This is a genomic window from Nocardia sp. NPDC005998 (assembly GCF_040614395.1).
Classification (GTDB): Bacteria; Actinomycetota; Actinomycetes; order Mycobacteriales; family Mycobacteriaceae; genus Nocardia.
Window position 1 is genome coordinate 67,935 of sequence record NZ_JBEXUI010000038.1, and the last position, 11,400, is coordinate 79,334.

Annotated in this window: 12 protein-coding genes; 7 read left to right on the plus strand and 5 right to left on the minus strand. The window is 65.7% G+C overall.

Annotation, left to right across the window (positions count from 1 at the left end; all coding sequences use genetic code 11):
- Window positions 1–85 precede the first annotated feature (85 nt).
- The 5 genes from ABZ293_RS34165 to ABZ293_RS34185 form a co-directional block, all read right to left on the minus strand.
- The gene (locus ABZ293_RS34165) at window positions 86–712 is read right to left on the minus strand and encodes a TetR family transcriptional regulator (protein ID WP_355187519.1); all 627 of its coding nucleotides are present in this window, start codon (window positions 710–712) and stop codon (window positions 86–88) included.
- Window positions 709–1,500 (minus strand): ABC transporter permease, encoded by a 792-nt coding sequence (locus tag ABZ293_RS34170; protein WP_355187521.1) that lies wholly within the window; start codon window positions 1,498–1,500, stop codon window positions 709–711. Before ABZ293_RS34170 ends, ABZ293_RS34165 begins: the two co-directional genes overlap by 4 nt.
- Window positions 1,497–2,228 (minus strand): ABC transporter ATP-binding protein, encoded by a 732-nt coding sequence (locus ABZ293_RS34175; protein ID WP_355187523.1) that lies wholly within the window; start codon window positions 2,226–2,228, stop codon window positions 1,497–1,499. Before ABZ293_RS34175 ends, ABZ293_RS34170 begins: the two co-directional genes overlap by 4 nt.
- A gap of 68 nt (window positions 2,229–2,296) precedes the next feature.
- Window positions 2,297–3,823 carry a multicopper oxidase domain-containing protein gene (locus ABZ293_RS34180; RefSeq protein WP_355187525.1) on the minus strand — a complete coding sequence of 509 codons (1,527 nt, stop codon included), beginning with the start codon at window positions 3,821–3,823 and terminating at the stop codon, window positions 2,297–2,299.
- A 73-nt stretch (window positions 3,824–3,896) separates the two neighbouring features.
- Window positions 3,897–4,031, minus strand: coding sequence for a hypothetical protein (locus ABZ293_RS34185; RefSeq protein WP_355187545.1), 135 nt, complete (start codon window positions 4,029–4,031; stop codon window positions 3,897–3,899).
- Here ABZ293_RS34185 and ABZ293_RS34190 point away from each other — a divergent pair.
- The 7 genes from ABZ293_RS34190 to tyrS all read left to right on the plus strand — a co-directional run bounded on the left by ABZ293_RS34190 (window position 3,990) and on the right by tyrS (window position 10,936).
- A complete protein-coding gene (locus ABZ293_RS34190; protein ID WP_355187543.1) occupies window positions 3,990–4,571 on the plus strand; it encodes an NAD(P)-binding oxidoreductase in 582 nt (193 codons plus the stop codon). The two genes, ABZ293_RS34185 and ABZ293_RS34190, sit on opposite strands and share 42 nt — an antisense overlap.
- Window positions 4,572–4,728: 157 nt before the next feature.
- Window positions 4,729–5,958: an FAD-dependent oxidoreductase gene (locus ABZ293_RS34195; RefSeq protein ID WP_355187527.1), complete on the plus strand. Its 1,230-nt coding sequence runs from the start codon at window positions 4,729–4,731 to the stop codon at window positions 5,956–5,958.
- A gap of 115 nt (window positions 5,959–6,073) precedes the next feature.
- A complete protein-coding gene (locus tag ABZ293_RS34200) occupies window positions 6,074–6,964 on the plus strand; it encodes an RNA polymerase sigma-70 factor (protein WP_355187529.1) in 891 nt (296 codons plus the stop codon).
- A gap of 87 nt (window positions 6,965–7,051) precedes the next feature.
- Window positions 7,052–8,200, plus strand: a complete 1,149-nt coding sequence (locus tag ABZ293_RS34205) for a low temperature requirement protein A (protein ID WP_355187531.1) — start codon at window positions 7,052–7,054, stop codon at window positions 8,198–8,200.
- Between the two features lie 21 nt (window positions 8,201–8,221).
- Complete coding sequence (locus ABZ293_RS34210; protein WP_355187533.1) at window positions 8,222–8,833, plus strand: DNA-3-methyladenine glycosylase; 612 nt, start codon at window positions 8,222–8,224, stop codon at window positions 8,831–8,833.
- Between the two features lie 108 nt (window positions 8,834–8,941).
- Entirely contained in the window at window positions 8,942–9,364 is a 423-nt protein-coding gene (locus ABZ293_RS34215) for a DoxX family protein (RefSeq protein WP_355187535.1), read from the plus strand.
- A 282-nt stretch (window positions 9,365–9,646) separates the two neighbouring features.
- On the plus strand, window positions 9,647–10,936 hold the full coding sequence (gene tyrS / locus ABZ293_RS34220; protein ID WP_355187537.1) for a tyrosine--tRNA ligase: 1,290 nt from the start codon (window positions 9,647–9,649) through the stop codon (window positions 10,934–10,936).
- Window positions 10,937–11,400 lie beyond the last annotated feature (464 nt).

The following is an 11,400-nucleotide window of genomic DNA, read 5'->3' on the forward strand; positions in this document are numbered from 1 at the left end:
CCATCGGGCGTTCGTACGACCCGCACAGCGATGGCAGCGATCCGCCGAGCGGGTGCCAACTCGGCCGGTACCCGCTGAATGCCGATCATGTTGTGGCGGTATCGATTTCACCGGTGAGATAGCGCTGGAGAGTCGGCCCCACCGCGGCGACGAGATCGGCCAGCGGCATGGACGCCAGCGGCTCGATTTCGAGAATCTTGCGCGCGACCAGCACCCCGATCATCTGGGTGCCGACCAGAGCGACCCGGGCTCGGCCGTCATCCTCGGGCGTCGCGATCCGCACCCGCACCCGTTCGAGCACGATATCCAGCACAAAGGTCCTGGCCAGCGCGTCGTCACCGCCCGCGAGAATACTGCGCACCACCGCGACGACCCCGGGACCGGCGGGGGAGTCCCATACCGCGGCCACCGAGCCGATAATGGTCTCCCCGAGCCGATCCAGCGGTGCGGCCTCGATCCGGCGCAGCGTCGCCTCCGGATCGACCGGCAGTTCGACCACCGCGGCGAACAACTGCTGTTTCGTCCCGAAGTAGTGATGGACCAATGCCGGATCGACCCCGGCGTCGGCGGCGACGGCACGGATCGAGGTCTTATCGAAACCGCCCTCGGCGAAGCGGGTGCGGGCGGCGGACAGGATCGCCTCGCGGGCGCCGGATTGTCCTGGCCGACGCCCGGAGCGGGTGCCGCGATCGCCGTTGGTCGCCTCGGTCACGCGGTCCGCCGCCGTAGGGTGGCTGCGCCGAGGCACAGCGCGACAATGGCGAATCCGGCGACGACCAGCAGATCCCGGAACATCTGCCCGGTGACCTCCGGATGTGTCGAAACCTGTTGCAGCGCATCGACCGCGTAACTCAACGGCATCACATTGCTGATCGCCTCCAGCCAGCCCGGCAACTGCCCGCGCGGAACGAGTAGGCCGCACAGGAAGATCTGCGGCGCGACCACCACCGGCATGAACTGCACGGCCTGGAATTCGGTGCGCGCGAAGGCACTTGCCAATAGGCCGAGTGCCACACCGCAGATCGCGTCGACCATCGCGATCACCACCACCCAGGCCGGACTGCCCGCCGAATTCAGGCCGAGCAGACCGAAGGAGACCAGACAGGCCACCGCCGCCTGCGCGGCCGCGGCCAGGGAGAAGGCGGTGCCGTACCCGGCGAGCAGATCGAGCTTGGCCAGTGGCGTGGTCAGCAGCCGCTCCAGCGTGCCCGAGGTACGCTCGCGCTGCATGGCGATCGCGGTGATCAGGAACATCACGATGAACGGCAGGATGCCCAGCATGCTCATGCCGACGCGGTCGAAGATCGGCACCGGGTTGAGCGGATTGGGCGGGGTGTCTTTATAGATGAAGTACAGCAGCGTCATCAGCACCGCCGGAACCACGAGAATCATTGCGACAGTGCGGTGGTCGTTGCGCAACTGGCGCAGGATACGCCCGGTTGTCGCCACGTACGGGCGCAGCGTCGGCATCCGGCGTGGGGGTACGAGGGTGGTAGTCATGCCGCACGTCCCATCGTGATCAGGGTGAGGAAGGCTTGTTCGAGGTTCTGTTCACCGGTTTCGGTGCGCAGTTCGTCGGGGCTGAGTTGGGCGAGGAGTACGCCCTCGCGCAGCAGCAGTAGTTTGTCGCAGTGCTCGGCCTCGTCCATTACGTGGCTGGACACCAGTAGCGTCGTCCCGTTCGCGGCCAATTCGTGGAACTGCTTCCACAGATCAACGCGCAGAACGGGATCCAGGCCCACCGTCGGCTCGTCCATGATCAATATTTCGGGCTGCGCGACCAGCGCGCAGGCGAGTGAGGCACGGGTCTGCTGGCCGCCGGAGAGTTCGTCACCGCGCTGACGCGCCTGTTCGAGCAGGCCGACCGCGGCGATGGCTTCGTCGGTGTCATCGCGGTCGCGGCCGTAGAGCGCGGCGTAGTAGGCGACGTTCTCGCGGACGCTGATATCCGGGTAGATGCTCGGCGCCTGGGTTACGTAGCCGATCCGGCGCCGCAGTTCTGCCGCGCCCGCCGGAATCCCGAGCGCCGAGATCTCACCGGACTCCACGATCTGGGTGCCGACAATGCTTCGCATGAGGGTGGTCTTGCCGCAGCCGGACGGTCCGAGCAGCCCGGTGATGGAGCCGCGCGGAATCGTCAGCGAAATATCGTGCAGAACTTCGCGGCCGCCGCGGCGCACGAAGAGGTTGTGTACCTCTACAGCGGGAGATGAGTGCAGGTCCGTCATGAGACGCCTCAATTCATCGAGTGTTGAATTCACTGTGTGATGAATTTAGCGCGCCGCGGGCGTCGCGTCTAGTGGTGGCTTTGGTTATGTGCCGGAGTTCCGGCCGACTGTCCCGGCTCGACCACGGCAAACTGGCCCATCATGCCCTGGTCCTCATGCCAGAGCAGATGGCAGTGATACATGTACGGCGAGTTCGGATCGGCGGGTCCGTCGAACCGCAGCGCGATCTTCGCCCGCGCGTTGGGTGGCAGGAAAATGGTGTCCTTCGGTCCGGTCAACGCATCCGGCGGCGGCGCGCCGTTCAGTTCGAGGACTCGGAACTGCACATCGTGGATGTGGAAGTTGTGCGGCATGCCGTCGCTGTTGTGCACCGTCCAGGTCTCGGCCGTACCCCTGGTGACGGTGAAATCGATTCGGTCCATTGCCATCGGCTTGCCGTTGATTCCGCTCAACTGCAGCTCGAAGTTGCGTTCGGTCACCGAGTCGGAACCGTCGGGGGTCGACGGATGTGCCAGTGCCACCGGCATTTCGGGCGAGGGCCGCAGTGTCGGCGCCGCGCGCAACTCGAGGATGTCGAAGCTGTCGTCACCGCCTGCGAAGCGCTGCGCCCAGATGTCCAGCCCCGCATCGAGTTTCGTACTGCGCAGCACAGTTCGCTCACCCGGTCGCACCCGGACCACGATCTCGGCGCGCTCGCCCGGCGACAATCGCACCCGGTCCAGTGCGACGGGGCGTTCCAGCAGGCCGCCGTCGGTGGCGACCAGGGAGAATCGGCGGTCGTCGGCGAACCCGAAGGTGTAGACCCGCGCGGTCGACGCATTGAGTAACCGCAACCGCACGAGTTCGTCGCCGACATTCCGAAACGGCGTCAGGGTGCCGTTCACCATGGTCCGGTCGCCGAGGAAACCGATATCGCGGAATATGCCATGAGACGAATCGAGCTGGTTCCCACGGAATTTCACATCCTGGACAATGACGGGCAGATCGTCGACGCCGTAGTTCTTCGGCAGCGAAAGTCCTTCGGACACCTCGTCATCGAGCAGGAACATGCCCGCGAGCCCACGCCGGACGTGCTGTTCGGTCGCGCCGTGCGGATGTGGGTGGTACCAGAGTGTCGCCGCGGGCTGGTCCACGGTCCACTGCGGTGTCCATATGCCACCGGCCTGCACCATCTGATGCGGTCCGCCGTCCATCGCGGCGGGCAGATGCATACCGTGCCAGTGCACGGTCGACGGCTCCGAAAGTTTGTTCCGGACTTCGACTTCCACCCGTTCGCCACGTCGGGCCCGCAGCGTTGGCCCGAGATAGTCGCCGTTGAACCCCCATGTCTCCGTGGCTTGCCCCGGACGGAATTCCCTTCGCCCCGAGCGCATATCGAGTTCGAAGACCCGGGTGCCATCTTCTCGGATCCGGGACTGGGCCAGCGGCGGGATCGCGAGCTCATTGCTGAAATCGGTACTACCGACTGTGGATACGACCGCGCTGTGATACACCCACGTGACGCAGCCGCCGACCGAAAGCAGCAATACCGTCGTGAACGCCGCGACAATCAGGAGCAACCGCCGCAGCCAGCGCGGCCGGGAAACCGAAGACATGCGACGACGGTAGGGATCGGCGCTACCCGCCCACATCCGGGAGCATCCCGATTTCGTCCCTGATTCCGGTGGGTCAGTCGTTGGCGAGCTCCGCGGCCGCGTCGTGCCCGGCCGCGGCGGTGCGGCGCAGGAAACCCGCGATCAGATCCAGTTCGGCGAGTTCCCGATCGAACACGGTCGGCTTACGGTCTTCGGTGGTGATGTCCACCAACCGGATTCGGTCGATACGGCCGTCGCCGGTGCCGATGCGGTGTTGTCCGCATTGGGCGTTCCGTACAGCAAGGAGCAGATCACCACCTACTCCGAGGGGATTTGCCACATCATCGCCGCGATGCGGCGGCACGGTGTGCGCCGGATCGCGGCCGTCTCGTCGAGTGCGGTCGATCCGAAGCACTACTCGGAGGCCGGGTTCGTGTTCAATCGGGTGCTGCAGCCCTACATCGTGCGAGTCATGGGCAAGACGCTCTACGACGACATGCGGCGGATGGAGGCGCTGTTGGCGGCGAGCGATCTGGAGTGGACGGTGGTGCGTCCCGGTGGGTTGTACGCGCTGCCCGCCGTCACCGATTACACGATGGTCGAGGGGCATGCCGATCACCGGTACACCGCGCGCGTCGACCTGGCCGCGGCGCTGTTGCGACTGGCCGAGGGCGACCTGTTCGCGCGCAAGATCGTCAGCGTGGTCACCACGACCGATAACCCGAGCCTGTTCCAGTTGATCCGAACCGAGGCGCTCGGAAAGCATTGATCCCGATGTTTCCGCTGGTAGAGGTCGAAATCAGCGGCATCAAAAGCGCGTGACGCGCGTCACATCATGCGACTGTCACGTCCAGGGAAGGTGGTTTGTCCCATGGTCGTCACCAACCGAGAAACCTGCCCCGGTGACACCGACCATGGGAGCAACTATGAATACAGCATCGCGTAGCGATTCGTTGCGGGGTGGCGGCCGGGTGACGGGTGAGCCCACCACGCATCGGATCGTCGTACTCGGCGCGGGCTACACCGGCATGCTGGCCGCCATCCGGCTGGCCCGGCGGACTCGCAAACTCGATGTGCAGATCACCATCGTCAATCCGTCGTCGCGCTTTACCGAGCGGCTGCGCATGCACCAGGTCGCCGCAGGCCAGGAGTTGGCCGACAATCAGATTCCGGAGATCCTGGCTGGCTCGGGCATCGAATTCGTCCAGGGCTGGGTGAGTTCGATCGATCCCGAGGCCCAGCGGGTCTACCTCGACGGCACCGCCACCTTGCGCTACGACGAGCTGATCTACGCACTGGGCAGTAGCACCGACACCAGCATCGTGCCCGGCGCCGTCGATCACGCCTGGACCCTGAACGATCCGCGCACCGCGCACCGTTTCTCCGAACATCTTGCACTGGTCGCGGCCAATGGCGGCACCGTCGCGGTCTGCGGCGGCGGTCTGACCGGTATCGAGGCGGCGGCCGAAATCGCCGAAAGCTTTCCCGGCGCGAAGGTCACACTGATCAGCAGCACCGAACCGGGCGCGATGATGGGTGATAAGGCCCGCGCCTATCTGAACAAGGCGCTCGACCGGCTCGGCGTCGCCCGCGAGATCGGCCAGGCGGTCACCAAGGTGCTGCCCGATGCGGTCGAACTCGCCGACGGCGAACTGGTCTCGGCCGATCTGACCCTGTGGACCACCGGCGTCCGGGTTTCGCCGCTGGCCGCACGGGCGGGCATCGAAACCGACGCACGCGGACTGATCGTGGTCGACCCGACCCTGCGCTCGGTCTCGCATCCCACTGTCCACGCCATCGGTGACGCCGCCGGGGTGCGCCAGGCCTGGGGGCAGATCCACGGCACCTGCCAGTCCGGCCTGCCGACCGCCGCCTACACCGCCGATGCCATTGCGCGGCAGTTGAAAGGTAAGTCGGTGCAGCCGTTCCGGTTCGGCTACTTCCACCAGCCGGTCAGCCTGGGCCGCAAGGACGCGGTCATCCAGTTCACCAAGGCCGACGACACTCCGGGGCGGTTCTACCTGACCGGGCGCGCCGCGGTGCGGTACAAGGAAGGTGTGAGCAGCAGCCCGGTACCCAGCTTCAAACTCAGCAAGAAGATGACGGTCTCGGTCCAACTGTCCAAGGGTGGCAAGGCGACTCGCCACACCGCATGAGGAACCGGTCCGGATCAGTCGCCCGCCATCCCAGGCGGGCGGCCGGGTCGGCTGTCGTGTTCGTCCGGACAATCTCGATTTCCAGATCCGGACCTGGATCAGGAGCATGAGCCCAATGGTCGACGCTACGCCCGCGCAGGATCCCTTCATCGAACACCGGCGGCTGCTCTTCTCCACCGCCTACCGGATGCTGGGCACCGTCACCGATGCCGAGGACATCCTTCAGGACACCTGGCTGAAGTGGAACGAAACCGATCAGTCGACCGTCCAGCATCCCAAGTCCTATCTGGTGCGCACGGTCACCAACCTTTCGTTGAACCGGCTCACCTCCGCCAAGGCCAAACGCGAAACCTACGTCGGCCCATGGCTTCCCGAACCCCTGTTGACATCACCCAATATCGCTGAGGAGACCGAATTGGCCGATACCGTCTCCACCGCGATGCTGGTGGTGCTGGAAACCCTGAATCCCGTGGAGCGTGCGGTATTCCTGCTGCGCGAGGTCTTCGGCTACAGCCATGCCGAAATCGCCGACACCCTCGACAAGCCCGAGGCCACCGTCCGCCAGATCGCGCACCGGGCCCGTGCACATGTGCAATCGCGTCGTCCGCGTTTCGACACCGATAAGGCCGAGCGCGCGCATATCACCGAACAGTTCATGTCCGCCTGTAACGGTGGCGATCTCAACGCGCTGATGGATCTGCTCGCCCCCGATGTGACCTCTTGGTCCGATGGCGGCGGCGTGGTCACCGCGGCCCGGCGTCCGCTCTACGGTCCGGACCATGTGGCCCGCTGGGTTCTCGGCGTACTCGCCAAGCCAACCGTCGCTGGCGTCGTACTCCAACCGGCGCATATCAATGGCGAACTCGGCGCGCTGGCGCTCATCGACGGAAATCCGGTGGCGGCGTTCACCTACGACATCATCGATGGCCACATCCACAACCTGCGTTTCCAGGTCAACCCGAACAAGCTCAAGGGGCTGTACATGGGGACGGATGTGCTCGGCTGAGACCGCCTGGACGGCTGACCGTTCGCCTCCGGCAAAGCCCCGGCCACTCGGCGCGCCGTACCCGGCGCACCGTTCTACGCTCGTGCCGTGAACAGCAAGACCACGCAAACCGACGTGGACGGGGGACAGGTCCGGGTTTCCACCCTGGAACTCTTCTTCGATCTCGTCTTCGTTTTCACCATCACCCAGTTGACCCATGTTTTCACCCACCATCCGGGGTGGGCGTCGTTGGCGCAGGTGATGGTTCTGTTCGGGGTCATCTGGTGGATGTACAGCGGATATGTCTGGCTCACCAACGAAGTGGCGCCGAACAGTTCGCAGCGCCGCACCCTGCTGCTGATCGGCATGTTCGGATTCTTCGTGCTGGCACTGGCCATCCCGGACGCCTTCCACGGCACCGGCCTCGCATTCGGACTCGGCTACGTCCTGGTCAATACCGTGCACACCGTGCTGTTCTGGGTCAGCGGTGGCGCATCGGCGACGCAGGCGATCAAACGCATCGCGCCGTTGAACGCGCTCGCCGCGGCGCTCGTACTCGCGGGCGGTTTCGTGCACGGATGGTCGCAGTACCTGTGCTGGTGCGCGGCGTTCGCGGTGCAGGTGCTCAGCCCCTATCTGGTCGACACCCACGATTTCGTGGTGCGGGCCAGCCATTTCTGCGAGCGGAACGGGTTGGTGATCATCGTCGCCATCGGCGAGTCGGTGGTCGCGATCGGCGTCGGTCTGGCGGGGGAGAAGCTCACCGTGCCATTGGTCGCCACTGTCGCGCTCGGCCTCTGCCTGGCCTATGTGCTGTGGTGGGCGTACTTCGGTATCGATGACGACCGCGGCGAGCTCGCACTGGCCGCGGTCCCGGACCGGGAACGCTCACGTCCCGCGGTACTCGCCTACGGCTACGCGCTCTACCCGCTGCTCATCGGCATCACCGTCACCGCCGCTGGCATCAATATGACCATCGCGCACGGCAACGAACCCGCCTCCATCGCGGCCGCGTCGGCGCTCTCCGGCGGTGTCGCCCTGTATTTCTTCGGTCAATTCTGTTTCCGGCTCGCCCTCGGTCTGCCGCGCCCATGGTCGCGGCTCATCGCTGCCGCCGCGGTGGCCGCGACCATCCCGATCGGTGTCGCGTCGGTGGCCTGGGCGCAGCTCGCGGTGCTGGTCGCGGTCGGCTACGCCGCGGTGATCATCGACGATCTGATCACCCTGCGCTCCGGCCAGCACAGCCGCTACGTTTGATGTCGGGAACAATGGTGAGTCGTGCGTAACGAGGAACTCGCGGTCGAACCGCCCGCCGCGGCCCGGCGACTGCTCGGCTCGATGCTGTGGGCCGGACCGGTAGGCGTGCGGATCGTCGAGGCCGAGGCGTACGGCGGCGATCCGGCCGGACCATGGCCGGATCCGGCATCGCATTCCGGTCGCGGGCGAACCAAGCGCAATGCGGTGATGTTCGGCCCCGCCGGGGTGCTGTACGTCTATCTCAGCTACGGGATGCACATGTGCGTGAACGTGACCAGCGGGCCGGACGGCACGGCGAGCGCGGTGCTCATCCGGTCCGGCGAGGTGGTCGCGGGCTTGGAGACGGCGCGGGCGCGACGCCCCGCGGCCCGCACCGATGCCGATTTGGCAAGGGGCCCAGGCAATCTCGGCAGCGCACTGGGAATCACGCTGAGCGACTACGGGATTCCGCTATTCGATCCGGCGTCGCCGATCCGGCTGGAACTCAACGGTGCGATCGACCCCGCCGAGATCGCCAGCGGCCCGCGGGTCGGCGTCAGCAGTGCGGCGGATGTGGCGTGGCGATTCTGGCTCGCATCACCTGCCGTCTCGGTCTACCGGCGCAGCCCGCGCGCGCCGATTGAGGCGATATAACGCCTGGTGACAGGATTTTTCGGGGCGAGCGATGAGTTTTCGCCGCGGTGTCCGTCCTATCCGTTGAACGCGCTCCACCCGGCGCAACCGACCCGAAGGAAAGACACCATGACCGCCATCGCCTCCGCCGCCCCGATCGCCACCGTCCCCGGCAAGAAGATGAATATCGCGCTGTGGACCGTACAGGCCCTGATCGCGCTGTTCCTCATCGTCGCCTCCGCCGCCCCGAAGCTGTTGGGTGCACATGCGGCGGTCGAATCCTTCGACACCATCGGCTGGGGACAGTGGTTCCGCTACTTCACCGGTGTGGTCGAGCTCTCCGGCGGCATCGGCCTGCTGGTGCCCCGCCTGAACGGCCCGGCGGCCGTCGGCCTGACCATCACCATGGTGTGCGCGGCGCTTACCCAGGTGTTCCTGCTCGGCACGCCCGCCCTGGCGCCCTTCCCGCTGGTACTGGGCGCGGCGCTGGTCTGGATCGCCTGGCAGCGGCGCGACAGCATCATCGCGGTGCGCGACCTGTCGGCTCGCTGAATATCCGAATAACCCACACGATCGGCAGACCTCGGTCTGCCGATCGTTGTCGTGTTCCGGCCGATACCCGCTTTCGTGGGGCCTTGTCGGCGGTCGATTCGTCGCCGCTGAGTGGTCCCGGAAATTCGTTCGACCTGCGCAGCGGCGCACGGTGACACTGAGGGGCATGCCGGTCGCGGGCACCGGTGCGGAAAGATAGGGCAGCGTGAGCGAACGAAGTGAGCGAACCATGTGCCAGCGCGCCGCGCGCACGGCGGAGCCGAGCGCCAGCGAGGCGCAGGCGTGAGCGGCGACATCATCGACGAACTGACCTGGCGCGGACTGATCGCGCAGTCCACCGACCTGGACACCCTGCGCGCAGCGACGACCGCGGGCCCGCTGACCCTCTATGCCGGTTTCGACCCCACCGCGGCCAGTTTGCACGCCGGACACCTGGTCCCATTGCTCGCGCTGCGGCGCTTCCAGCGCGCGGGCCATCGCCCGATCGTGCTGGCCGGTGGCGCCACCGGCCTGATCGGCGACCCGCGCGACGTCGGCGAGCGCGCGATGAACTCGACCGACACCGTTGCGGAGTGGGCGGCCCGGATCCGCTCGCAACTGGAGCGCTTCGTCGATCTCGACGACTCACCCACCGGCGCGATCATCGCCAACAACATGGACTGGACCGGCCAGCTGTCGACCATCGACTTCCTGCGCGATATCGGTAAGCACTTCTCGGTCAATGTCATGCTGGCCCGCGACACCATCAAGCGCCGCCTCGACGGCGAGGGCATCTCCTACACCGAATTCAGCTACATGCTGCTGCAGGCCAACGACTACCTGCAACTGCGCCGCAAGCACGGCTGCACGCTGCAGGTCGGCGGATCGGATCAGTGGGGCAACATCATCGCGGGCGTTGAACTGAACCGCCGGATCGACGGTGCGTCGGTCCATGCGCTGACCCTGCCGCTGGTCACTTCGGCCGATGGCAAGAAGTTCGGCAAGTCGACCGGTGGCGGCAGCCTGTGGCTGGACCCGGAGATGACCAGCCCCTACGCCTGGTACCAGTACTTCGTGAATACCGCCGACGCCGATGTCGTGCGCTACCTGCGCTGGTTCACCTTCCTCTCCCGCGAAGAGCTGACCGAGCTCGAGGTGGCCACCGCCGAACGCCCACACGCTCGGGAAGCGCAGCGCAAGTTGGCCGAGGAAATGACGAATCTGGTGCACGGCGAGGCGAATACCCGTGCCGTGCAGTTGGCGAGTCAGGCGTTGTTCGGTCGCGCCGATCTGCGTGAACTGGATGAGGTGACGCTGGGCGCGGCGCTGCGGGAAGCCGCCGTCGAGGGCGCGGTCGCCGAGGTCGAACCGGGAACGCAGAACACCATCGTCGATCTGCTGGTGGCGACCGGTCTGTCGGAAAGCCGCGGTGCGGCACGTCGCGCGGTGAACGAGGGCGGGGCATCGGTGAACAACGAGCGGATCTCCGATCTCGAATGGACCCCCGCCGATGCCGACTACCTGCACGGACGTTGGCTGGTGCTGCGCCGCGGCAAGCGGAACTTCGCTGGCGTACTGCGGGCGGGCGCATAAAGATCACGTGGCTCGGGTCACATTCTGGTGGCCCGAGCCCGCTTTTCGGATGCTCAGATAGCCTCTGACCTGCGAAATGACATGCGTGTAGTGCGGATTTGACTCTGCGTTCTCCGCCACGTAACTTTATCCAAGTCAGAGCGACACGGACACCGACCCGGAGCCGAAAGGCCTGGGAAACGAGGTAGGACGAGGAGCGCCTGACGGCCAGCAAGACCGGATCGGACGAGTGGCTTGACTCTGCTCGGGTGATTGGCTAGGCTGGGAAAGTTGCCTCAGGAAGCCCCCAGTGAGAATCTAGGGTCAACCTGCGTGCGCCTGTTCTTTGAGAACTCAATAGTGTGTCGATGAATGTCAGTGCCAAATATTTTTTGGTTCCGGCTCCTCATACCCCCGTGTGGTGGGGCTGGACATTTTAGTCAGCAAATACTTTTGCTGGCGTTTGATTTTGCCATGGTTTTCGG

What these genes read in the sequence shown, in the direction of transcription:
- ABZ293_RS34170 (WP_355187521.1), bottom strand. Translation starts at nt 1,500, where the DNA reads ATGACTACCACCCTCGTACCCCCACGCCGGATGCCGACGCTGCGCCCG.
- ABZ293_RS34175 (WP_355187523.1), bottom strand. Translation starts at nt 2,228, where the DNA reads ATGACGGACCTGCACTCATCTCCCGCTGTAGAGGTACACAACCTCTTC.
- ABZ293_RS34180 (WP_355187525.1), bottom strand. Translation starts at nt 3,823, where the DNA reads ATGTCTTCGGTTTCCCGGCCGCGCTGGCTGCGGCGGTTGCTCCTGATT.
- ABZ293_RS34195 (WP_355187527.1), top strand. Translation starts at nt 4,729, where the DNA reads ATGAATACAGCATCGCGTAGCGATTCGTTGCGGGGTGGCGGCCGGGTG.
- ABZ293_RS34200 (WP_355187529.1), top strand. Translation starts at nt 6,074, where the DNA reads ATGGTCGACGCTACGCCCGCGCAGGATCCCTTCATCGAACACCGGCGG.
- ABZ293_RS34215 (WP_355187535.1), top strand. Translation starts at nt 8,942, where the DNA reads ATGACCGCCATCGCCTCCGCCGCCCCGATCGCCACCGTCCCCGGCAAG.